Origin of the sequence: Alkalibacterium putridalgicola (assembly GCF_040959045.1) — a bacterium.
Classification (GTDB): Bacteria; Bacillota; Bacilli; order Lactobacillales; family Carnobacteriaceae_A; genus Alkalibacterium; species Alkalibacterium putridalgicola.
Genome location: NZ_CP162615.1, coordinates 501,801 through 524,858, shown reverse-complemented (window position 1 = coordinate 524,858; position 23,058 = coordinate 501,801). Strand labels below are relative to the sequence as shown.

Here is a 23,058-nt window from a genome sequence, read left to right as displayed (position 1 = left end):
CGTCTCCTTTGACTATTCGATTCCTGCTGCAGTATTTTTCTGGTATATAAGTACGTAGATTATTGTATCAGTTAATGGGTTGAGTGACAACGGCGATTCTTTATAACCAGCGAGCCAGACGATTTGCCCACGGCTGTCAGTGATCAGCCAGGCTTCGTCGCGTTTTTTTCGGGGGACTTTCTGGTCAATAAAAACATCTTTTATTTTTTTGGACCCATCGAGTCCTTTCACTTTCATCTTGTCTCCGGGCTCTCGGTGGCGGACCACCAGTGGCCATTCGATTCCTTTTTCAGCCAGATAAATGATCTGACCTTTCATTCCAACCATCTTCCGGAACGTTTCATAGGTAAACCAGCCTATTTTTTCCGTTTCATTCAGCACTTTCCACTGACCGAGCTCCAGCACTTCTGAGACAGCATCACTAGCGTTTGTTTCCTCACTATTTACTGCTTCTTCGATTATACACTTATCGTATTCTTTCTGTGCTGTCAGACGCCCCGGGAGCTCCAGATACGTATTGGGCCCGCCTGCCTCGAACCAGTCAAGCAGCAGGTCTACATGCTGCTGACTGATGGCATATATTTGCTCAGTCCGCCATTTCTTAAAAGCTCTGCGTAAAACGATTTTCTGGAATCCATGTTCCTGAGTGAGAAAGGAGGAGAGGTTCAGTTGCATGCGCGTGGGCGAGAGACTGAATGAACGAGCGAGCTCTGCTTCGATCAGCGGCTCCACGACTTTAAGCAGGTCATTCATATCGCTTGAAAAATCGTAGATATGCTTTTCCAGTGCGGGATTCTCCAGTTTCAATTCGGGAATGATGTGATGCCTGAAACGGTTTCGTGTATAGAGACTCGACTGATTGCTCTCGTCTTCTCTCCAGGAAACAGCATTTTCTCTCGCATAATTTAAGATCCTGTCTTTTGAATAGGGCAACAGTAGTCGCAGAACCATACGACCATCTGCCGGTCTTTCGTTAGAAATGCCGGTCAGTTCATCCAGCGAACTCCCGCGAACGAGCCGCATCAGGACTGTTTCGACCTGGTCGTCACGATGATGTGCCGTCAGGATGAACCGACTGTCCACTTTTTCCGCCACTTCACTGAAAAATCGGTAACGGATATTTCTCGCTGCCTGTTCGATCCCCGCTGCAGGATGGTCCATTTCATTCCAGGTATATGTATGCACCGGAACAGCATATGCCTTCATCCACTTCTTTATGAACTGTTCTTCCGCATCCGATTCTGGTCTCAGCTGATGATTGACATGGGCGACATGGATGTCCGGCCTGCAGTCATCCGGCAGCTGGTTCAGCAGAGCAAACAGGACCATGGAATCGACGCCACCGGAAACACCTACAACAATACTTTCACCGGCGCGCCAGTAACTTTTTGACTGTATCTGATTCAAGAAATCTTCAGCTAGATCCACTGCCTCACATCCCCTCTTTTAATAAAGCGTGTTATCTCATGATAAGTAAAAAGGATTCAGGGATGCCCCTAAACCCTTTATTCTATCTGATATTAATGTCCAATTAACCTTTTCGACCACCGCGGCCGCCACGTTTATTTTCAGTATGGCGTTTTAAAGATGTCAAACGATCTTCACTGTCTTTCAAAAATGAATTCATCAGTGAATCGAAATCATCTTTTTTCGCTGCCGGACGTTTGTTTGAAGAACTTGGACGTCCTCTGTTTGATGATGGTCTTGGCTTGGAAGCCTCAGCTGCAGGTTTCTCTTGAGCCTTACGGATAGATAACCCGATTTTTCCATCGTCGGCGATAGATAAGACTTTGACTGTAACGGTTTGACCGACTTCTAATTCTTCGTTGATGTTCTCAACGTAACTATCTGAGACTTCACTAATGTGCACTAAACCTGTTTTGTTGTTGCCCAGATCGATAAATGCACCAAAATTAGCAATACCCGTAACTTTTCCTTCTACTTTGCTTCCAACTTCAATTGACATGTTTTCTATGTTGCCTCCTAAATAATTTGAGTTAATTATAGCATGTTAAAAATAAAGAATAAAGGATTAATGAAATCTTTGTGAATTTTTTTCGATTAATGTTCGTGATCCAGCCACTTATTCTTCATTCCCTGTTTCTTCTTCTTCAAAACCGGCTGCTTCTTCTTCCGTCACCTCGGTATGATCCGGGTTTCTGTCATCAGGAAAACTGAACACTATTTCATTATCTTTGGTCAAGTAATACTCACTGCGGGCCAGCTTGGCAACATATTCTTCATCTTCCAGGAGACCGATATAATACTCCAGTTCTTCCTGACGCAGATCCAGGGACTCCAGTTCTTCCTGAGCCTGTACCTTCTGATCCTCCAGCTTCTGCAGCGTGTAATAATTCCTGACCAGTCCGCTCCCGACCAGCAGAATAAGCATGATGCCTGCAGCCACGATCAGCTGCATCCGTCTTTTTAATTTTCTTTTGTATTTGAATTCTCTGATACTTTCGAGCGTTTTATGTTGTATGTATGGATTCTCCATGCGTGTAACACTCTGTTTCTTTTTATCCATATCATATCCCCCTCGGTTCCATTCTCTTACTCAAATCTGATTGACTAAAGTATAGCAATAAACCCAACCAATGAAAAGAACCAGCCGTAAATAAAAAACAGAATAATGGACATCCGACTCATTTTGTTCGCAGGTCGTCAGATATCCATTATTCTGATTGTCAGCCACTCTTTTTTGATCAAGCAGCTCTGTTTCCTTTAATCCTTTTACTTTTTACTCATACGACTGCTTAAAGGTCTCTTCTATGACGGTGTATAAGTTCTTTGCCTCATCTTTTTTCGTCGTATCCCTGATATCATCCACAGATACTATCATTGTTTTATTGCCGAAATGGATCGTCAGCTCATCGCCGACAGCCACCTGACTGGATGATTTGGCTGTTTTCCCGTTGATTTGGATACGGTCTTTGTCTGCGATCTCTTTAGCTACTGAACGTCTCTTGATGATGCGTGATACTTTAAGAAATTTATCGAGTCTCATCGTTTTCCCTCTTTTCTTCCGCTTTTATTTTCTGCCATAAGGCATCCACCTCTTCAGGTGTTTCAGCCTTTACGCCATCGAACACATGCGGATGACGGCGTCTGATTTTTCTGTTCACTGTTTCAAGTACATCTTCAAAGGTAAAACGGCCTTCTTTTTCAGCGATACTGGACTGATATAACAGCTGGACTAAAACATCTCCAAGTTCTTCCATCCAGTTCTCGCTGTCATCTTTTTCGATAGCCTCGACCAGTTCCTGCGTTTCTTCTTTCAGGTAACGGATCAGCGACCGAGCCGACTGTTCTTTGATCCACACATCACCCTGGTCGGTATCAGTGACTCTATCGATATAATACTGAAGCGTCGAAAGAGATGTGACCTGTTCATCCAACTCAAGCGGCGGGATATACAAAGACCTCAAGTTGTAGACCCCTTCAAAGCGATCGATTTCGTATAAAGGCATCCAACTGATGTTTTCCTGGCTGCTTCCGGCTGCATCAATGACCGCAACCTTATGATCATCCGGATACTTTTCCATCAGCGTCAGTTTCACGTCCCCGGCCATCAAGGCGTTGAACACCTGCATGACGATGACGTGCTGACCCGTATTCAGCGTGTCCTGATTCAGATCAAAGGAATCCAGCAGCTGAAAGCCTTCGACCGGGTCGACCTGAACAGACTGGAAGAGGTCGTCGATAAAACTTTTTCCTCCGACGATGTTGACCTCCGAGTACTTGTCCAATAGATCTTTTACTGTTTTTTCAGCGACCATCGGATGACCGGGCACCGCATAAAGGATCTCTTCCTCCTCTGCCAGCGAGATGAGTTCATCTACGATGGCTGCGTATACTTTCTCGAAATCCTTGCCCATCTCTTCATAAAGATAATCAAAGGACTTGAACGTTATGCCTTCTGCTTTTAATTCCTTTACTGCCGGATGGTCTTCTGTTCTCAAATAGACACGTGGTGCTTTTCTGATTTTTTTCTCTATTTTAATCGGCATCTGGTCCTTGTCTCCCGGACCGAGCCCTACGACATGTATGGTATGCATCATTTCCTCCTGTCCCACCGAACGTTCACTCATTTATTCTTCTGATACGTTCGACTCATCTGCCGAAGCCTGATCCTCGTTCTGCTTTTCCTTTTCCATGCGGTATTCTGCACAGTTTTTTGAAAATAGAACCAGAGCATCCAGCCATTCATTGTCATTCATGCGTCTCGTAAGTTTAAAGTCGATGGCTAGTTTCTCTTCTGACTGCATGTCTGTTTTCATCGGGATATCTTTTAGCGCCTTGAACACTTCAGGGAGCGGGTATTTTCGTGTCCCTTCAGCCGAAAAGGTCACAGAGACTGTGGCATTCTCTCGTTTGATCGTTTCGATCAGAGCTGTTTCACTGTACATTTTGAGCAGTCCGACTGAAAGCAGATCTGCTACCGACTGAGGATACTCGCCGAAGCGGTCGATCAGTTCATCCTGCAGTTCGACATAGTCTTCTTCAGAGGAGAACTGACGGATCCGCTTGTAAAGCTCGATTTTCTGCCGTTCATCTTCCACATATGAGCCTGGAAGATACGCATCAAGAGACAGATCCATTTCGACATGGGTCTTGGCTTGCGTCTTATCTCCGCGTTTTCTGGCTACTGCTTCAGACAGCATCTGTGAGTACAGATCGAAACCGACACTATCGATGAAGCCATGCTGCTGCTGGCCTAACAGATTCCCTGCACCGCGGATCGCCAGATCACGCATGGCGATCTTGAAGCCGGATCCCAGTTCGGTGAAATCTTTGATCGCCTGCAGACGCTTTTCACTTACTTCCGTCAGCACTTTGTTCGGCTGATGCATGAAGTAGGCATAGGCGATGCGGCTGCTTCGTCCGACCCGTCCGCGTAACTGATACAACTGTGACAGACCCATCCGGTCCGCGTCTTCAACGATCAGTGTATTGACATTCGGTATATCTACGCCGGTTTCAATGATCGTCGTGGTCACCAGCAGGTCGAATTCCCCCTGGATGAACTGATAAAGAACGTTCTCCAGCTGGTTCTCGCTCATCTGACCATGCGCATAAGCGATACGCGCTTCAGGCACGAGCTGCTGCAGTTCATCTGCCCGCTGTTCGATCGTGCTGACGCGGTTGTGCAGATAAAACACCTGACCGCCTCGGGCCAGTTCCCGCTGAATCGATTCCTGAACGACCGGACCGTTCATCTCCATGACATAAGTCTGTACCGGATAACGGTTGGCCGGCGGCGTTTCGATGACAGACAGATCCCTGACTCCAAGCATCGACATATGCAGCGTACGCGGTATAGGTGTCGCGGTAAGCGTCAGGACATCCACTTCGTTTTTCAGCTGTTTCAGCCGTTCTTTGTGTTTCACACCAAAGCGCTGTTCCTCATCAACGATTAGAAGACCCAGATCCTGAAATTCGATATCCTTGGATAAAACCCTGTGGGTCCCAACGACGATATCGACTTGTCCTTTTCTTAATCTGTTCACCGTTTCTTTGATTTGCTTCCCTGTTCTGAAACGGCTCAAAAGTCCGATCTCGACAGGGAAATCCACGAACCGTTCGATCATGGTCTCATAATGCTGCTGAGCAAGGACGGTCGTGGGGACCAGAAAGGCGACCTGTTTGCCGTCTTGTACGGCTTTGAATGCTGCACGCATCGCTACCTCTGTTTTTCCGTATCCCACATCGCCAACAAGCAGACGGTCCATCGGTTTCTTTTTCTCCATATCAATTTTCACTTCATGGATAGAGCGCAGCTGATCATCCGTTTCCGTATAAGGAAACGCATCATCAAATTCCTGCTGGTAGGCATCGTCTTGTGAAAAGCCGTAGCCCACCTTACTTTCTCTGGCGGCATAGAGCTCGATCAGATCATCGGCAATATCCTCAACTTGAGCGGCTACGCGGTTTTTCGTCTTCGCCCAGGCCGTTCCCCCAAGTTTGTTCAGTTTCGGTGTCTTCCCTTCAGAAGATACATATTTCTGAAGCAGATTGAGCTGGGTCACCGGAATAAACAGTTTAGAGGTATCACTGTATACAACAGACAAGTAATCCTGATGTATGCCGTTTATCTCCATCGTTTCCATACCCATGAACTGACCTATCCCGTGATTGACATGAACCACGTAGTCGCCTTTTTCAAGTTCCGAATAACTTTTCAGCCGTTCAGCATTGCTGATATTCTGGCGTCTGGGCTTTTTCTTGGGGATCCGGTTGAACAGTTCTTTTTCAGTCAAAACAGCCAGTCTCTGCTGAGGCAGTTCAAAGCCGGTCTGGACACTTGACGTGATGACCTGTACCCTCTCAGCTTCGATCGTCCCGTCTTTGGACAGCACACTTTTGATCTCGAAGTTCAGCAGTGTCTGATGGACTTTTTCGGCCCGTTCTTCACTGTCCGTCATGACCACAACAGTATAGTTCTGTTTCTTCCAGCGTTCCATCTCTGTTTTTACGAGCGGCATCTGTCCAAAGAACTTCTGCATCGTGCGGTACTGGAATGCATGGATCGCGTTCAGCTTCAGTCCTTTCATGCCTTTTTGAAACAGTGCGAAATGTATCTGCGGCTGGTAAGCGTGTTTCAGTGATTCTCTAAAAGGAACAGAAAACGCCTGATCATACAGGATCGTACCGCTGGACAACTGACTGGTCACCCACTCGGCTTCTTCTTCATCCAGACGTGCTTCGTTTTCGAGGATCCGCGGATATTCATCCATGACTAAAACCGCATCGCCAGAAGCATAGTCGATGACCGTTGCCTTATCCGTGTACAAGAGGTCCGTATATTTTGCCAGTTCTTCAATATAAGACTCTTCTCTGATCGCATCCATGACCGGCGTCACACTCTGTGTCAGCTGTTCTTTCCGGTCCTCTTCTTTCATCTTCTTCATTGACTGTGTGAAGGCTTTGTCAAAACGCTTGAGTATCTCTTCTTTCTCATCGACGGGAAGCAGCGCATCTGAAGCCGGGATGACCGTTACCTGATCGACATTGTGGCTCGACCGCTGTGTATCTGCATCAAAATAACGCAGGGAATCCACTTCGACATCGAATAATTCCATGCGTACGGGCTGTTCTTCAGTCAGCGGGTAGACATCGACGATGCCCCCGCGAATACTGTATTCGCCAGGGGCCGCCACCTTCTGTTCTCTCCGGTAGCCCATTTCAGTCAGCTTCAATGTGATGTCATCCAGTTCCACTTCATCGCCTAATGAAAAAGTCAGTTCGGCGTCTTTGAACACTTTAGGGTCCGGCAGAATCTTGCGTGCTCCGGCAAGCGGGACCACAACGATTCCCGGTTCTCCTTTTAAAAGAAAATCCAGCGCCTTGACACGGTCAGCCCGTGCTTCCGGTGAGGCGATCGCCATTTCAGCGTGGATCATATCATCGACCGAGAATAGAAAAAGCTGTTCGTCAGGAACCAGCCCAGTCAGATCAGCAATCATCTGATTAGCATGATAGAGATTCTGAGTGACGACAACGATCGGTTTCTTTTTTTCTTCCAGCATCGCCTGAAGCAGCAGCGTTCGGGCAGAGCCCGCAAGCCCCGTGACCAGCTGGTGACTCTGATCCGTCAGTGTACTGAATACCTCCTGCACCGAAGGCTTGTTACTTAAAAATGTGTGTAAGTGTGACACGCTGTTCAACTCCTTTTTCTACTCAATTGAACTGAGTCATAGTATCCATATAGGTATGGCCTTCAGCCCAGTAAATGGCTGCATCGGCTGCTTTCTTGACCGAGAACAGCATATCCTCGTGATCCGATTTATGGAAAGGACTCAAGACATGAGAAACGACCGACTGATTTTCAAAGGGACGTCCGACTCCGATACGCAGGCGATTGAATTTTTTTGTCCCCGTATGATCGATCATACTCTTGATGCCATTGTGACCGCCGGCTCCGCCTTTTTGTCTCAATCTTATTTTTCCTGTCGGCAGATCCATATCATCATAGATGACGACCATGTCTTCTTCCGTTAAATCATAATAATCAAGCCACTGTCTCACTGCACGTCCCGAATCATTCATATAGGTTTGTGGTTTGATCAAGGTGACTTTTTCCGAACCGATCATACCTTCTGCATAGACCGATTCAAAATTTGACCGGTTGAACGCCCAGCCTTTCTGATAAGCAATCTCATCCAGTGTGATAAACCCTATATTGTGTTTCGTTTTTGCATATTTTCCCCCGGGATTGCCTAAGCCAATAATTAATTTCATTGTGTTCTCCTTATCGTTTCACTCATCTATAAGGTAAACGGATCCGTTTGCCTTATGATTTTCTTGTCTTTTAAATTAATCCTGAACATACAAAAAAGCTGAACGGTTACGTCCAGTCTTTATTGTTATTCTACTATTATATCATATCTTTGATCTCGAACCCACTTGGTAGAGACTAGGTTTTTTTGATAAATTTATTCTGACACGACGGACAGGTGACACGTACTTTTTTTCTGCCGCGCGGAATCCTTATCTTCTGTTTGCAGCTGGGACATTTAGTGATTTTGAAAGCCTTCCTCTGGATCCAGCGGTTTCTGTATTTTCTGTAACGGGATAAAACAGACTGTTTCCACTTCATATACTGTTGAAGTTCTTTACGCCGGTTGCCTTTTTCTTTGGACAGCACACGCAGTCCTCCAAAAGCGATCGAGGCTAAGGCCAGCATGTTCAGCAGGAACCCTCCAGTGAAATTACTGAATATACTCAGTACCAGTCCGACAAGAATCAGCATTTTTGATAGTTCATCATATCCATATCGGCCTTTCATGTAAAACATCAATTTACTTATCCATTGCATCTCATTCATTCCTTCAATAAAATTCTTTGATTTCACGGTTCACACAACAGTATACAGGATAAATCTTAAGAAACAATGAATATAAAGAACAAAGGGCATTGAAAAACATATAACCGGCATAATGTGCCCCTGTTAAATCCATCTCCTGCTGCAGAATCATCAGCTTCTATATAAGACACAAAAGAGGCCGAAAAAAACTCGGCCTCTTTTCACTACATTTTTACTCTGCTTGGGCAGCAGGAATAATGACGTCTTCGTATCTGACTAATTCTTCTGCGTCAGCTTCGTCCCCGACTTCCCATAAATCCTCTCCCGAAACACCTATCTGAAACGTTTGTTCAGCATCTTCAGCACTGACAGTAAAGGTGAATTCTCCTTCTGTCACTTCCGGTTTTTCAAAGACTACACCGTCTTCTATAACAAAAGCGAAAACTTCTTCCACCTCTTCACTAGCTGTGGCTGTCCCGTTAATTGTCGCTTCGCCGTCTGTCGGTGTAAAGATATATCCATCTTCAGACCATGAACCGCCGGTCAGTTCCATCTCGACAGGTGATGTATAATCAAGATCGCTTCCGATATCATCGATAATGTCATGGGCACTTTCTTCTGTTTCTTCCGCTCCTTCTTCGACGACATCTTCCGTTTCTTCTGCTACATCTTCAACAGATTGCTCGACATCTTCCGCTTCATCTGTCTCGCACCCAGCTAAAGCAAAAGCAGAAACCGCTAATAAACTCACTATTTTTTTGTAATCCATTTTGAAACATTCCTCCTATGTTCTTTCGCCCAAATTATTAAACGATTATAATAAATTGAACATTTTTTCATTCGTGGATATCATACCATATAAAAAAGTAGTGCACAATAATTTGAACGCGGTGTGACAACATTTGGAAACCTGTACGTATATCTGCGATTCAGTGATTCAAAAGCTTGACTATCTCTTCATACACTTATATCATTATTACATTGCGCTCATTTTCAATAAGGAACTTTGAGGAATGGATCAAGATCATCCGACTATACCACTACGATAATAACCGAATGTTTAATTCTGTTGACTTTACATTTAAATACCGTTATTATAGTATTGCTAATCAAAAAGACCCATCAGACAATCATTGTTCCAGGTCTATACCAATAAAAATTTAACCGACTCTCTGAAAGGTGGAAAAATCAATGTGTGGAATTGTAGGATATATTGGAAGAAAAGATGCTAAAGACATATTATTACATGGTTTAGAAAAGCTGGAATACCGAGGTTACGATTCAGCTGGTATTTATGTACAGAATAAAGCGCACGAAGGATATTTATTTAAAGAAAAAGGCAGAATTGCTGCACTTCGTGAAAAAGTAGATGCTTCAGTGGAGGCAACGGCTGGTATCGGTCATACACGCTGGGCTACTCACGGCGCCCCAAGTGTACGTAATGCTCATCCGCACCAGTCTTTCAGTGAACGCTTCACTATTGTGCATAATGGCGTTATTGAAAACTATCAGGAAGTTAAAGATGCGTACTTAGGAGATATCGACCTGAAGAGTGATACGGATACAGAAATCATTGTTCAGCTTATTGCCTGGTTCGTGGAAGAAGAAGATCTTGCACCCATCGATGCATTTAAAAAAGCTATCGTTGCTTTAGAAGGATCTTACGCGATCGCCTTGATGGACAGCGAAAATCCTGATGTTATATTTGCAGCTAAAAACAAAAGTCCGCTATTGCTCGGTAAAGGTGACGGCTTCAATGTTATCTGCAGCGACGCTATGGCGATGATCAAAGAAACCGATCAGTTTGTTGAACTGATGGATAAAGAAGTCGCAACAGTCACCCGCGAGTCTCTCGTCATCGAAAACTATTCCGGTGATATCATCGACCGCAATGCCTACACAGCTGAAATCGATTCAGATGATCTGGAAAAAGGGACTTACCCTTATTACATGCTGAAAGAAATCGATGAACAGCCAGCTGTCATGCGTAAATTATTACTGAAATATCAGGATGAAAACGGCAAACTGACCGTGGATCAGGAGATCGTTGATACTATGCTGGAGTCTGACCGCATCTACATCATTGCGGCGGGTACAAGTTACCATGCCGGTCTGGTCGGTAAACAGCTTATCGAGTCCATGACTCACATTCCGACTGAAGTTCATGTATCCAGTGAATTCGGTTATCACACACCACTCCTTTCGGAAAAACCGTTCTTTATCTTTATTTCTCAAAGTGGTGAAACAGCAGACAGCCGTCAGGTACTTGTTAAGACAAACGCTTTGGGGCATCCATCACTGACTGTAACTAATGTTTCCGGCTCGACCCTGTCTCGCGAATCCAATTTCACGCTGCTCTTGAATGCCGGACCTGAAATAGCTGTCGCTTCCACTAAAGCCTACACAGCCCAGATTGCTGTATTAGCTATCCTCAGCGAAGTGGTCGGCATAAGTAAAGGCCTTATAAAAAAAGGGACCATGCTGCATGATATCGGTATCGTCGCCAATGCCATGCAGGCTATCGTCGATGATAAAGAGAAAATCGAAGAACTTGCCGCTGATTACTTGAGCATTTCCCGAAACGCCTTCTATATCGGACGTGGTATGGATTATCATGTCGCATTGGAAGCGGCCCTGAAGCTGAAAGAAATTTCCTACATTCAGACAGAAGGTTTTGCTGCCGGCGAACTGAAGCATGGTACGATCGCTTTGATCGAAGAAGGTACGCCAGTTATCGCGCTGGTGACGGAAAAAGGTGTGGCTGGTCACACCAGAGGAAACTTGCAGGAAACACAGGCACGCGGAGCCCATACGATGGTCATTTCAATGGACGGCTTGAACCGCCCAGGTGATCAGATCGTGATCCCGCATGTCAATCCGTTACTCTCTGCTCTAGTCAGCGTTATCCCGACTCAACTGCTTTCTTATTACTGCAGTCTGCACCGCGGAAATGACGTGGATAAACCACGTAATCTGGCTAAATCAGTTACTGTAGAATAAAGAATAGAACACGCATAAACGCTGCCTTCACTTCTGTGGGAGGCAGCGTTTTTAATTTAAGCTGAACGCAGGGCTGACTGACTCATGGAAAGATCATCGTCAGTCCTGCTCCCTTCCTCATATCCTGATTTTTCTGACAAAAAAACATGCGCCGATTTGCGCATGTTTTTCTTTTTTTATATTCAGCTGTTTTTCCAGTCACTGTGCATACGGTCCATCATATCTGAGACACGTGTACCAATTTCTTTATAGGCTTCTGTTTCCAGATTGGCCAGCGAGACACGCACGGTCCACTTACTCGATCCGAACGCCTCGGCTTTCAAGAGCATCAGCTGTTCTTCCTCAGCCAGTTTAGCGACGATATCGGTCATCGTCCATGTCTCCTGAACGAAAGATCTAAAGGCACGTCCGTAACGTTTCTCCAGCCACCAGTCAAAGTCGATCTCACAATAATAAGCTGTATTCAGACTTTTATAAGGGATAGACATCTCGAGCGACTCATATAAAAGCTCGCCTCTTGTCTGACAGATGTCCATGACTTCCTGCTTGTATTCATCTTCTTCATCCAGCAGGGCATAAAGACTGAACAGGGTCATCATGACCTGCTGCGGTGCAGATAAGCCGGCTGCATGATTCAGAGCGACTGAGCGGCTGTCGGCGACTAGACGGTCGATGAACGATATTTCCCGTGGCTCTGAAGTCAGCGTACCGTAACGCTCATCCAAAGCTTCTTTTTTAGACTCAGGGAGTTCGCGCAGACGTTCATCAAAGATGTTGTCCTTAGCCAGCGCGATCGTCCCTACGCGCCATCCGGTAGCACCGAAGTATTTGGAATACGAGTAAATACAAGCTGTATTATATGGGATAGCTGTGAATAAGGATGTGAAATCCTTTAAAAACGTCCCATAAACATCATCGGAAAGGATCATCAAGTTCGGGTTGTCTTTTTTCACGATGTCCTGCAGCTGCTCGATCGAATCATTGTAAATGGCATTCGCTGTCGGGTTACTTGGGTTGACGACGAAAACCGCTTTGATCTCATCGTTTCTCAAACGATCCAGTTCCGATTCTGAGAACTGATAACTTCTCTGTCCATTGATCTCCATTAGTTCTGAACGGATATATTCAACATCAAAGCCGTATTCCGGAAGCTCCGGGATCTCCATATATGGGGCAAAAGTCGGTATCATCAACGCTATTTTATCATGGCGTTCAAGCAAGTGGTTATTTACCAGTGACTTGAAGGTATAGACGATTCCGGCTGTCCCGCCTTCGACCGCAAAAATGTCAAACGGTACAGTGGCTGAATTAAAGAGTTCATGGTGCAGATACTGTTTGATCGGCTGTTCGCATGCGGTCAGTACACGTTCCGGATAAGGATAATTGTCTCCTATGGTATAATCCAGCATGTGTGTCAGCCATTGTTCTCTTGGCATGCCTAATAAGTGTGACCCATTTTCCCAAATATCCTGTAAAAGCTCTGCTCCCGGAGAATCCTTCTGATCGATAAAGGCTTCAAACCGTTCAGCCTGTCCAGTTTTCCCCTTGATCATTGTTCCAATGGACTGCTTTTCTTTACGCATTGTTTCTCTGGTCGCAAATTCCCCTAACAGGAAGTAAGCTTCGCGGGGAATCGGTGCTGTCCAGTTCGGATTACCTCTTCCGGCATTCAGCCATTCTTTATTAGTTTCCTGATGTGTCATTCGGCTTTCAAGATATAGATTTAATTCAAAGGGGCTCAGACTTTCTAGGTTTTGCTTCAAGGTTCCACTCCTATAAGATTTTGTGTTTGTCAGGTATTGGTTTACTATCATGATCTATGATCGTAAGTGAGTATAACAAACACTTTTCAGAAAACATAGTTCAGCGCCTCGTCCTTATCAGAGTTTTAGAGTATTCTCATTTGTTTGTAAAAAAGAGACGTTAATATCTAAAGACTTCTTTCACGAGCATCCGTCTCATCCTATGCATTATCTGCAGCTCTTACTTCTTTCCATTCTCCATGCATCCGGTCCATCATGTTTACGATACGCCGGCCAACTTCTGCGTAGGCCTCTGTATCCAGATTAGCCAGCGACACTCTGACAGACCACGTACTTGATCCGAACGCATCAGCTTTCAAGAGCATCAGCCGCTCTTCCTGAACGAGTTTGGCGATCAGGTCGGTCATGGTGTGATGTTCAACAATATAGGTCTTAAAGGAAGTGCTGTACCTATCTTTGAGCCATAAAGCAAAATCGATTTCACTGTAATAGGCCGTGTCAAGCTCTTTGAGGGGGAGTGTCAGATCCAGAGCATCATAGAGAAGTTTCTGTCTTTCATAACACATCTCCATCACCTTCTTTTTATACTCGTCTTCCTTATCGACAAGCGAATACAAGCTGAAAAGGGTCATCATCACTTGCTGCGGTGCAGAGAGTCCGGCCACATGATTCAAAGCCACAGACCGGCTGTCTGCAACCAGACGGTCGATGAACAAGAGATCCCGCGGGCTGGATGAAATGGGCCCATAACGTTTGTCAAGCTCTTCTTTCTTGGCTTGAGGCAGCTCGCTCAGACGCTTGTCAAAAATATTTTCTTCAGATAAAGCCAGGGTTCCGACGCGCCATCCCGTTGCCCCGAAGTATTTGGAATAGGAGTAGATACAGGCCGTGTTAAAGGGCAGCGACGTAAACAATGAAGTAAAATCATCCAGAAACGTGCCGTAAACATCATCCGTCAGGATCATGAGATTTGGATTATCCCTCTGTACGATATCTTTCAGCTGTTCGATCGTTTTATCATAAATCGCATTGGCGGTCGGATTACTCGGATTGACAACAAAGACGGCTTTGATGTCATCATTTCTCAGACGATCCAGTTCTGCCTCTGAAAACTGATAGCTTGCTTTCCCGTCGATTTCCATCAGTTCGGATTTGATGTATTCCGTTTCGAATCCATATTCCGGCAGTTCAGGAATCTCAAGATACGGTGCAAAGGTCGGGATCATCAGAGCGATCGTGTCCTTGGGTTCAAGCAAATGATTATTCACTAGAGACTCGAAGAGATAGACAATACCTGCCGTTCCGCCTTCTACAGCAAACACATCAAAAGGAACAGGTCTGGCTCCAAACAGTTCATGATGCATGTAGTGCTTGACCGGCTGCTCACATGCTGTGAGTATGCGGACTGGATAGGGATAATTGTCACCGATCATGTAATCAAGGATATAGGTCAGCCACTTTTCTTTTTTCATTCCCAGCAGGTGTTCGCCGTTATCCCACACGTCTTTCAAAAAGGAGGATCCTTTAGATGTTTTCTGGTCCAGAAAATCCTGGAACCGGTCGACTCTGCCCTTTTTGTCCTTTATTTTACTGCCGATAATATCGTCTTCCTGATCCAGTGTTTCATTTGTAGCAAATTCTCCCAGCAAGTAATAAGCCGCTCTCGGTACGGAAGCAGTCCAGTTGGGATTCCCTCTACCGGCATTCAACCATTCTTTTGATTCATCCTCATCATTTACACTCTTTTTAAGATAAACATTCAACTCAAACGGATTCAGGCTCTCAATATCAGCTCTCACTCTTTTCACTCCCATATCGAATCGGTCATATTTTTCCAGTTTATAAAAGTATATCAAAGCCAGTTGTCATTGTCCTGACAGAAGCATTTTTATCAGGATCCAGTAAAAAAGAGACCGGGATAAATCCCAGCCTCAGTCCTATCTATTAGTTATATTTTTTGAACCAGGATTTGATTTCTTCCATCCGGTCGAGACGAAGATGCGGCAGTCCGGCACGTGACAAGCCATGGCTGGATTTTGGATAAAGCACCATTTTTGTATCCACCCCTTGTTTCTTCATTGCCGTATACATTTGCTCACCCTGTTCCTGCGGGCAGCGCAGATCTTCTTCCCCGTGGATGACCAGCAGCGGGGTCTTGATGTTGGTTGCATAAGCCAGCGGAGACATCTTCCACAGATCCTGGGCCTGCTTCACCTCTTTTTTAAGCTGGAATTCAACAAAGAAGGCACCCACATCACTGGTTCCATAGAAACTGAGCCAGTTGGAGATACAGCGCTGTGTCACGCCTGCTTTGAACCGGTCAGTATGGCCGACGATCCAGTTAGTCATAAATCCGCCGTAACTTCCCCCAGCCACAAAGACCCGTTCCTGATCTATTTCTGGATGATCATTCAGGATATGATCTGTCCCAAGCATCAAGTCTTCATAGTCCTTGTTTCCGTAGTCACCCAAAATGGAAGCGACAAATTCCTGACCGTACCCATTCCCGCCTCGGGGATTCAGCATGATCACCCCATAGCCTTCACTAGCAAGCTGCTGCATTTCATGGAAAAATGTTTCTCCGTAGCATACTTGTGGTCCGCCATGAATATAGAGGATCGCCGGATGGTCCTTCTTGTTGTCAGTGGGCGACACGTACCATCCTTGGATGTCCCAGTCGTCGGCTCCTTTATACCAGAACTCCTCGATTTCAGCATAGGCATGTTTTTGTGAGAAAGTCTTGTTCGGATCATAGACGATTTCGAGCCGACCACTGTTTATGTCCAATACAGCAAGAACACTCGGTGTATTAAGATCAGAATAGGTGACGACAAATTTATTATTTTCAATAAGCGCCCCATCAGTCAGATGGATCTTTTTACCGAAGACCCGTTCGTTGTTTCCTTCCGTATCTCCTTTGTAAAGCTGCAGTTTACCTTCTTCCGTAACCGGGTAAACAAACGTATCATCCGTCAGCCACACCAGTGGAAAACCGTTCGTTTTCTGCTGGAAGTCACCGATAACGACATCGCCGACATATTTGTCTTCTGCTGACAGTTCCTTGAAGGTACGCTCCTTCCGGTTCCAGCCAAATACCTTGTTCAAGGTAACGAAAGCATGAGAAAAATCATTTCCTGTAAACAAGAAAACATTTTCGGTTTCATTGACAGCTTCAAATGAGAAACTTCCTTTTGGGATATCTTTGGTGATCAGTTGTGATTCTTCCTTAGCTATGTCATATTCATAGACACTAGCTCCGTAGACCCATTCGTTATCCGGATCAAGCTTATCGACAAAGAGCAGAAAACTTTCGTCTTTTGAGACATACTGAAGTCTGAATGGACGGTCCTTCTCCAAGATGACTGAATCCTTTTTAGATGCGACATCCAGTTTTTTCACCTGATAGGTTTTTTCGATATCAGTGATACCCTGGCCATCCATTTTATACTGAAGTTTAGTAATGGGTTTAGGTTTGAATTTTTTGGATTCTGCCTCATCTGTCTTATCTTCTTCCTCTTCTTCTTTAAAAGAAGTCTGATAATAGACCGAAGCGCCATTGCTCGTCCATTCATACGTGCTGACTCCCTCTTTTTCATCTGTTATCGGCGTCGCTCCTCCGCCTTCCAGAGGCATAATGAACACTTGAGGTTTTTTTCCTTCTCCAGCAGATAGGAAACTCAGCCATTTTTCATTCGGACTGATTTCCAGTTGAGAAGGGTTCAGCTCTTCACTTACCCACTGCACTCGCTCGCGGGTCTTTTGTTGAAGACTCCAAGCCGAAGTCAGATAGCTGTTCTTTTCTTTATCTGTCCGCGTTTCCAGATAAAATAACCGGTCCCCGTGTACGAGAGGCTGCGAGACATTTTTAAGATCAAATAAACTTTCACTTGTTATCGGTTTCAATTGCACATCTCCATTCATTGATTAATAAAACGTTAGAAACACGTTATCATTTTCTCATTTATCAGCGTTTCCGTCAATAAACAATCCCTTAAAATATGTTCATTTCCAAGGGATTTCACCCCGGAAATGACATCAGTTATGTTATACTTAACTAAGAACGAGTAGAAAGGATGAATGTTATGGAACAAAAAGAAAAACGTCAGAAAATCATACTGATCGGAGACGGAGCTGTCGGCTCCAGCTATGCTTTTGCCCTGATAAACCAGAATATCGGACAGGAACTGGGTATCATCGACGTGAATAGAGAAAAAGCCGAAGGGGATGTCATGGACTTAAACAGTGCTTTGGCTTTCACTGCGCCCAAGAAAATCTATGTCGCTGATTATGAAGACTGCCATGATGCAGACCTGGTTGTCTTTACAGCAGGCGCTTCGCAGAAACCCGGCGAAACACGACTCGATTTAACTGAAAAAAACCTGCGCATCACTAAATCAGTGGTAGAGAACGTGATGAAAAGCGGTTTTGACGGTGTCTTTTTAGTTGCGACAAATCCCGTAGACATATTGACCTATGCCGTTTATAAGTTATCTGGTTTGCCTTCGAACAAGGTTATCGGTTCGGGTACATCCCTGGACAGCGCCCGCTTCCGTCATGCCGTTGCTAACTTGCTTGATGTGGATGTTCGAAACGTTCACGGTTACATTATTGGTGAACACGGCGATACCGAATTCCCCGTCTGGTCCCATGCCAACGTTGCCGGATTACAGATCAACGAATGGGTGTCCAACAACCCGATGACCGACGAGAAGGCGCTGGTCGACATTTTCTTCTCCGTTCGTGATGCGGCTTACGACATCATCCAGAAGAAAGGTGCCACGTTCTATGGTATCGGCGCTTCACTTGCACGTATCACCCGCGCCATCTTGAATAACGAACAGGCTGTTCTGCCTCTGTCTGTTTATCTGGAAGGTGAGTATGGCCAGAACGATATCTATATCGGTTCTCCAGCGATCATCAACAGCAATGGACTTAAAAAAATAGTAGAGATCCCATTAAATGATTCTGAAAAAGAGAAAATGAGACATTCTGTCAACACCATCCGAACACACTTGAAAGAAGTCCTGGACAAAAACCCGGATCTGGGATTCACTATTGATTAAACTTATGCACCTTTACGAAAAAAGCAGCAAGTCCCCAGGGACTTGCTGCTTTTTCATTATATTGTTCTACATTGGAATAATGATGTCACTATCTTCTTGATGGATCTCTTCTCCATCAGGCGACTCTGCATGGATTTCAATGATCAGCTGATGTGGAAGGACGACTGCTGTTTCTCCCGGCTTGCTTATCCAGCCTCTTCTTACTCCCAGCTGGTCCGGACTGTTATCTTCTTTGTTCCGGATACGCGTCCCATCCACTTCAATGATATTATATTGTCCTTCAGCGGGTTCCAGTGTAAATTCTTCATGCGGAGTATCTTCACTTAACTCCACTCTGTATACTTCTTCGCCGGATATTTTTACCGTGGCGATGATCTGTGCATCTTCGTCAACCTGACTCAGCTGTATACCGTATACTACATGAGGTATAAATGATCCCAATAGAAGGATGACGATAATCACGACATCCAGCGGTTTCATATTTCTTAAATGATATTTAAGTTTATCGATCATCCTTCTACCTTCCTCCTCGAAGAAAAGATTCCCGAAGACAAAACACATAAGAATAAAGGGGGACACGACGTACGTGTCTAAACAGGGACATCTTTATACTTTATTCGTCGTCTTTGAGATAGCCTTTGAATTGTTTTTCAAATAATGGAGACACAGAACGGTTTTCATGGATGCGTTTGATCGCATGACCCATCAATTCGCCTACACTGACCTGTACGACTTTATCGATCTTTTTCTCTTCCGGCAGCATGATTGAATCCGTCACGATCATTTTCTTGATCGGAGAAGCTTCTATACGTTCGATCGCAGGTCCTGAGAATACAGGATGTGTTCCGCAGGCATAGACATCTTTAGCGCCTTTTTCGATCAGGGCATCCGCAGCCAAAGTGATCGTACCGGCTGTGTCGATCAGGTCATCGATCAGAACGGCTGTTTTTCCTTCTACATTACCGACAATATTCATGACTTGAGCAACGTTCGCTTTTGGACGTCGTTTATCAATGATCGCGATCGGAGACTTAAGGAATTCAGCCATTTTACGGGCACGTGTCACCCCTCCATGATCGGGTGATACTACGACAGTGTTTTCCCCGCCTAAGCCCTTATCCAGGAACCAGTTGGCGAGTAATGAAGCACCTAGCAGATGATCCACTGGAATATCAAAGAACCCCTGGATCTGTGACGCATGCAGGTCAAGCGTGAGCATCCGGTCGGCACCAGCCATCGTGATCATGTTAGCAACCAGTTTAGCAGTGATCGGCTCTCTTGAACGGGCTTTTCTATCCTGTCTGGCATAGCCGTAATACGGCATAACGATGTTGATCGTTTTGGCGCTCGCACGTTTCAGCGCGTCGATCATAATCAGGACTTCCATTAGATTATCATTCGTCGGTGCTGACGTTGACTGGACTACATATACGTGGTCTCCTCGAATACTTTCATCAATGTTGATGCGAATTTCTCCATCACTAAATTTCGTTACAGAAACTTCTCCCAGCTCCACACCGATATCTTGTGCGATTTTCTCAGCAAGGGGCTTATTCGAACTCAATGCAAAGATTTTTAACTTTGGATCAGAATATTGTTCAGACATGTCGGCCTCCATCATTTTTATTCTTTTATTTACCTACTATCAGTTTATGCCTAAGTGCAGAATAAATCAACCACAGAACTCGTTTTAAGCCCTCTCTTAGAGAGAATTTTAATCTTTATGCGGTATTTTTTTGAAGTAGTCTGCCTTGTTGATTTGACGGGCGCGTGCAATCGCTAAAGACTCAGCCGGTACGTTATCCGTAATCGTTGATCCGGCAGCAATATACGTATTCGCTTCAACATCTACGGGCGCGATCAGATTCGTATTGCATCCGATGAAGGAATTATCTCCGACGTTGATATGATGTTTCTCTTTGCCGTCATAGTTGACAAAGACCGTTCCGCATCCCAGGTTGATGTTCTGACCTAAAGTGGCATCGCCGACGTAAGTCAGATGACCCACTTTGGACTGCTTGCCGATGGTCGACTTTTTGATTTCAACATAGTTCCCGATATGCGCGCCTTCTTTAATAAGTGATTGAGGTCTCAAGTGACTGTTCGGACCGATATCACTATTGTTTTCCATAACTGAGTCTTCGATATGTGAACTTGTTATTTTCACATTTGAATGAATGGTACTATTTTCTATGATGGAATGGGCTCCGATCATGCAGTCTTCCCCGATTACTGTCTCACCTTTCAAGTATACGCCAGGTTCGATCACTGTATCCTGACCGATTTTTACGTCACTTTCGATATACGTTTGAGCAGGATCGACCATGGTCACGCCGTTTCTCATATGTTTTTCGTTGAGGCGCTGTTTCATCAGACGATTAGCTTCAGCCAGTGCCACGCGGTCATTGACACCCAGTGCTTCTTCCTTGACCGGCAGTTGGTAACCAGAAATAAGTTCTTGCTGGTTTTTCAATATTTCCATAACGTCCGGCAGGTAAAATTCTCCCTGAGCATTATCGTTGTCTACTTTCTTCAACGCTTGAAATAAAGCCTGGTTGTCGAAGCAATAAGTGCCTGTATTGATTTCTTTTACAGCCTGTTCTTCTTCTGAGGCATCTTTCTGTTCGATGATCTTGGAAACAGACCCGTCTTCCATACGGATCACTCGGCCGTACCCGAACGGATCATCGGCATGGGCAGTCAGAACTGTTGCTTTTGCTCCGGCTTTTTCATGATGGCTCATGAGCCCTTCCAGCGTTTCTTTCGTCAGTAATGGGGTGTCTCCGCAGATGACGACCGTTGTTCCTTCTTCATTCCCGAGGATCGGCTCTGCCTGCTGAACCGCATGGGCTGTACCCAGCTGTTCCTCCTGAAGGACATACTTGCTTTTATCACCTAAGTAATCCTGTACGGTTTCTGCTCCGACACCGGTCACTGTAACAATATTATCGATATCAGCTTCTAATGCCTGGTCGACGACATGGCCCACCATCGGCTTACCCATAACAGGATGCATCACTTTGTATAACTTTGATTTCATTCGTGTCCCTTGTCCGGCAGCAAGGACAACTGCAAATCGTTTTGTCATTATTTTTTTCTCCTAACTGAATGTCTTGCGGTCAGCATTAGACCACTTACCTTTTTCAATACCCATTAGTTAAATATATTTAAAATTCTTCTTTCATCATACTGTATGACCCCACCGTTTTCAAGATATATAAGGTCTATTGTTTGAGCTGAACGCTCGCCTTTCCTATAATGAATATAATAAAGGCTTACATTTTGCTTATAGAGAACTAGACCATTTAAAAAAATTCAAGGAGGCCAAACATGAATAATTTGGATCAGCGTGTTATCGGCAGTTATGAAGATGAAAAGGAAACGAAACGAGTGATTCGTCATTTAATGGATCAGGGGTACAGAAAAGACCAGCTGACGATCTACACCAACGAAGAGAAGCATCATCTTTTCTCAGAGGTTGAAAATGTACAAGTAGCTCAACCTGAGCCTGATGCACATGAAAATATCGATACACCTGAAGAAGATAAAAACTTCTGGGAATCGATCCGTGATGCCTTTCATGTCAGAGAAGACCATGAATTTGAAGATGCAAGCTATAAATCAGAGAATGATCTGCTCCACCCCTATCGAGATGACTTGAAAAATGGCCGCTATATCGTAGCTGTTGATGATTCCACTAGACGTCCCGGGGATAGTGAAACAGCTTCGGATAAAGAAGTCACCTCTGCTCCGAATCCTCAAATGGAAACGTTAGGTACAACAGCCGGTTTCCCCAATGAGGGTTCTGTTCAGGGTATGGGCGACGGCGGACAGCCACCTGTCGAACCACATTCTGAAGACGGCACGCCACCGGAGCTGGAAGATACCGCTGCTGCTGCCGATGAAAGAGAAGCAACAGAAGATCGACTCAGACAGGAGAGACGTGAAAATCGTCCGAAAAAATAAAAATTAAAATCAGTGATGTGGAAAGACTCGATTTACCCGGTTCTTTCCACATTTTTTCTTTGGTGGTGCTGAGTTTGTGACAGATCGGGATGCGCATAAGGGGGTATGGTGATACGTCAGCTAACTCACAGCTCTTTCCCTCTCAGTTTGCCGATGTTGACTACATATCAGCATACTCGCTGCTTTTTCCTCTGGAGTTTGCCGATATACGTGCTATGTCAGCTAACTCACAGCTCTTTTCCTCTAAGTTTGCCGATGTTGCCTACATATCGGCGTACTCCACGCATTTTTCTGGGGAGCTTGCCGAAGTGGCCGAGTAGAATACGTTCTGCCTGCTTCTTGTATAGACTCCCAGAAGGCTCCCTCTTGACTATCGTTTTCAGCGAAAAAATGACCTTAGTTGTCTTTAATAGCCACGACAGTCGAAAAAGGTTGAGACAGCTGTCTCAACCTTTCCTTA

At 45.0% G+C, this 23,058-nt stretch carries 18 protein-coding genes; 3 read left to right on the top strand and 15 right to left on the bottom strand.

The features are described 5' to 3' along the window. Nucleotides 1-12 precede the first annotated feature (12 nt). The 9 genes from tilS to AB4027_RS02650 form a co-directional block, all read right to left on the bottom strand. Nucleotides 13-1,428, bottom strand: coding sequence for a tRNA lysidine(34) synthetase TilS (gene tilS, locus AB4027_RS02690; protein WP_368645877.1), 1,416 nt, complete (start codon nucleotides 1,426-1,428; stop codon nucleotides 13-15). 103 nt (nucleotides 1,429-1,531) lie between these two features. After that, entirely contained in the window at nucleotides 1,532-1,966 is a 435-nt protein-coding gene (locus AB4027_RS02685) for a S1 domain-containing RNA-binding protein (RefSeq protein WP_091489257.1), read from the bottom strand. A 117-nt stretch (nucleotides 1,967-2,083) separates the two neighbouring features. After that, nucleotides 2,084-2,527: a septum formation initiator family protein gene (locus AB4027_RS02680; RefSeq protein WP_091489255.1), complete on the bottom strand. Its 444-nt coding sequence runs from the start codon at nucleotides 2,525-2,527 to the stop codon at nucleotides 2,084-2,086. Between the two features lie 213 nt (nucleotides 2,528-2,740). Then, nucleotides 2,741-3,007 (bottom strand): RNA-binding S4 domain-containing protein, encoded by a 267-nt coding sequence (locus AB4027_RS02675; RefSeq protein WP_091489253.1) that lies wholly within the window; start codon nucleotides 3,005-3,007, stop codon nucleotides 2,741-2,743. Beyond that, the gene (locus AB4027_RS02670; RefSeq protein ID WP_368645876.1) at nucleotides 2,994-4,058 is read right to left on the bottom strand and encodes a MazG nucleotide pyrophosphohydrolase domain-containing protein; all 1,065 of its coding nucleotides are present in this window, start codon (nucleotides 4,056-4,058) and stop codon (nucleotides 2,994-2,996) included. The genes AB4027_RS02675 and AB4027_RS02670 overlap by 14 nt, the downstream gene beginning before the upstream one ends. 33 nt (nucleotides 4,059-4,091) lie before the next feature. Beyond that, the gene (gene mfd, locus AB4027_RS02665) at nucleotides 4,092-7,658 is read right to left on the bottom strand and encodes a transcription-repair coupling factor (protein ID WP_368645875.1); all 3,567 of its coding nucleotides are present in this window, start codon (nucleotides 7,656-7,658) and stop codon (nucleotides 4,092-4,094) included. Nucleotides 7,659-7,680: 22 nt separating this feature from the next. Continuing rightward, nucleotides 7,681-8,241, bottom strand: a complete 561-nt coding sequence (gene pth / locus AB4027_RS02660; RefSeq protein WP_368645874.1) for an aminoacyl-tRNA hydrolase — start codon at nucleotides 8,239-8,241, stop codon at nucleotides 7,681-7,683. Nucleotides 8,242-8,416: 175 nt separating this feature from the next. Next, nucleotides 8,417-8,818, bottom strand: coding sequence for a hypothetical protein (locus AB4027_RS02655; protein ID WP_091489248.1), 402 nt, complete (start codon nucleotides 8,816-8,818; stop codon nucleotides 8,417-8,419). A gap of 220 nt (nucleotides 8,819-9,038) precedes the next feature. Then, nucleotides 9,039-9,575 (bottom strand): hypothetical protein, encoded by a 537-nt coding sequence (locus tag AB4027_RS02650; RefSeq protein WP_368645873.1) that lies wholly within the window; start codon nucleotides 9,573-9,575, stop codon nucleotides 9,039-9,041. A gap of 422 nt (nucleotides 9,576-9,997) precedes the next feature. Here AB4027_RS02650 and glmS point away from each other — a divergent pair, with 422 nt between their 5' ends. Beyond that, the gene (gene glmS / locus AB4027_RS02645) at nucleotides 9,998-11,806 is read left to right on the top strand and encodes a glutamine--fructose-6-phosphate transaminase (isomerizing) (protein WP_368645872.1); all 1,809 of its coding nucleotides are present in this window, start codon (nucleotides 9,998-10,000) and stop codon (nucleotides 11,804-11,806) included. Nucleotides 11,807-11,988: 182 nt separating this feature from the next. On the opposite strand, the gene aspD (AB4027_RS02640) is transcribed toward glmS, so the two are convergent. From aspD (AB4027_RS02640) to AB4027_RS02630, 3 genes are all read right to left on the bottom strand, one after another. Then, nucleotides 11,989-13,569, bottom strand: a complete 1,581-nt coding sequence (aspD, locus tag AB4027_RS02640) for an aspartate 4-decarboxylase (protein WP_368645871.1) — start codon at nucleotides 13,567-13,569, stop codon at nucleotides 11,989-11,991. 200 nt (nucleotides 13,570-13,769) lie between these two features. Then, nucleotides 13,770-15,368 (bottom strand): aspartate 4-decarboxylase, encoded by a 1,599-nt coding sequence (aspD, locus tag AB4027_RS02635; protein WP_368645870.1) that lies wholly within the window; start codon nucleotides 15,366-15,368, stop codon nucleotides 13,770-13,772. A 145-nt stretch (nucleotides 15,369-15,513) separates the two neighbouring features. After that, nucleotides 15,514-17,472 carry a prolyl oligopeptidase family serine peptidase gene (locus AB4027_RS02630; protein ID WP_368645869.1) on the bottom strand — a complete coding sequence of 653 codons (1,959 nt, stop codon included), beginning with the start codon at nucleotides 17,470-17,472 and terminating at the stop codon, nucleotides 15,514-15,516. A 170-nt stretch (nucleotides 17,473-17,642) separates the two neighbouring features. Between AB4027_RS02630 and AB4027_RS02625 the strand changes: the two genes are divergently transcribed. Further along, nucleotides 17,643-18,632 carry an L-lactate dehydrogenase gene (locus AB4027_RS02625; protein ID WP_091489240.1) on the top strand — a complete coding sequence of 330 codons (990 nt, stop codon included), beginning with the start codon at nucleotides 17,643-17,645 and terminating at the stop codon, nucleotides 18,630-18,632. A gap of 66 nt (nucleotides 18,633-18,698) precedes the next feature. Here AB4027_RS02625 and AB4027_RS02620 read toward each other — a convergent pair whose 3' ends face one another. The 3 genes from AB4027_RS02620 to glmU all read right to left on the bottom strand — a co-directional run bounded on the left by AB4027_RS02620 (nucleotide 18,699) and on the right by glmU (nucleotide 21,720). Beyond that, complete coding sequence (locus tag AB4027_RS02620; protein ID WP_368645868.1) at nucleotides 18,699-19,145, bottom strand: NusG domain II-containing protein; 447 nt, start codon at nucleotides 19,143-19,145, stop codon at nucleotides 18,699-18,701. Between the two features lie 100 nt (nucleotides 19,146-19,245). Further along, nucleotides 19,246-20,238 (bottom strand): ribose-phosphate diphosphokinase, encoded by a 993-nt coding sequence (locus tag AB4027_RS02615; RefSeq protein ID WP_091489237.1) that lies wholly within the window; start codon nucleotides 20,236-20,238, stop codon nucleotides 19,246-19,248. Nucleotides 20,239-20,346: 108 nt separating this feature from the next. Further along, complete coding sequence (gene glmU / locus AB4027_RS02610; protein ID WP_368645867.1) at nucleotides 20,347-21,720, bottom strand: bifunctional UDP-N-acetylglucosamine diphosphorylase/glucosamine-1-phosphate N-acetyltransferase GlmU; 1,374 nt, start codon at nucleotides 21,718-21,720, stop codon at nucleotides 20,347-20,349. A gap of 242 nt (nucleotides 21,721-21,962) precedes the next feature. Here glmU and AB4027_RS02605 point away from each other — a divergent pair, with 242 nt between their 5' ends. Beyond that, nucleotides 21,963-22,598 (top strand): general stress protein, encoded by a 636-nt coding sequence (locus AB4027_RS02605; RefSeq protein ID WP_368645866.1) that lies wholly within the window; start codon nucleotides 21,963-21,965, stop codon nucleotides 22,596-22,598. The last annotated feature ends 460 nt before the right edge of the window (nucleotides 22,599-23,058 follow it).

What these genes read in the sequence shown, in the direction of transcription:
- AB4027_RS02685 (WP_091489257.1), bottom strand. Translation starts at nt 1,966, where the DNA reads ATGTCAATTGAAGTTGGAAGCAAAGTAGAAGGAAAAGTTACGGGTATT.
- AB4027_RS02680 (WP_091489255.1), bottom strand. Translation starts at nt 2,527, where the DNA reads ATGGATAAAAAGAAACAGAGTGTTACACGCATGGAGAATCCATACATA.
- AB4027_RS02675 (WP_091489253.1), bottom strand. Translation starts at nt 3,007, where the DNA reads ATGAGACTCGATAAATTTCTTAAAGTATCACGCATCATCAAGAGACGT.
- AB4027_RS02670 (WP_368645876.1), bottom strand. Translation starts at nt 4,058, where the DNA reads ATGCATACCATACATGTCGTAGGGCTCGGTCCGGGAGACAAGGACCAG.
- pth (WP_368645874.1), bottom strand. Translation starts at nt 8,241, where the DNA reads ATGAAATTAATTATTGGCTTAGGCAATCCCGGGGGAAAATATGCAAAA.
- AB4027_RS02655 (WP_091489248.1), bottom strand. Translation starts at nt 8,818, where the DNA reads ATGCAATGGATAAGTAAATTGATGTTTTACATGAAAGGCCGATATGGA.
- AB4027_RS02650 (WP_368645873.1), bottom strand. Translation starts at nt 9,575, where the DNA reads ATGGATTACAAAAAAATAGTGAGTTTATTAGCGGTTTCTGCTTTTGCT.
- glmS (WP_368645872.1), top strand. Translation starts at nt 9,998, where the DNA reads ATGTGTGGAATTGTAGGATATATTGGAAGAAAAGATGCTAAAGACATA.
- AB4027_RS02625 (WP_091489240.1), top strand. Translation starts at nt 17,643, where the DNA reads ATGAATGTTATGGAACAAAAAGAAAAACGTCAGAAAATCATACTGATC.
- AB4027_RS02620 (WP_368645868.1), bottom strand. Translation starts at nt 19,145, where the DNA reads ATGATCGATAAACTTAAATATCATTTAAGAAATATGAAACCGCTGGAT.
- AB4027_RS02615 (WP_091489237.1), bottom strand. Translation starts at nt 20,238, where the DNA reads ATGTCTGAACAATATTCTGATCCAAAGTTAAAAATCTTTGCATTGAGT.
- glmU (WP_368645867.1), bottom strand. Translation starts at nt 21,720, where the DNA reads ATGACAAAACGATTTGCAGTTGTCCTTGCTGCCGGACAAGGGACACGA.
- AB4027_RS02605 (WP_368645866.1), top strand. Translation starts at nt 21,963, where the DNA reads ATGAATAATTTGGATCAGCGTGTTATCGGCAGTTATGAAGATGAAAAG.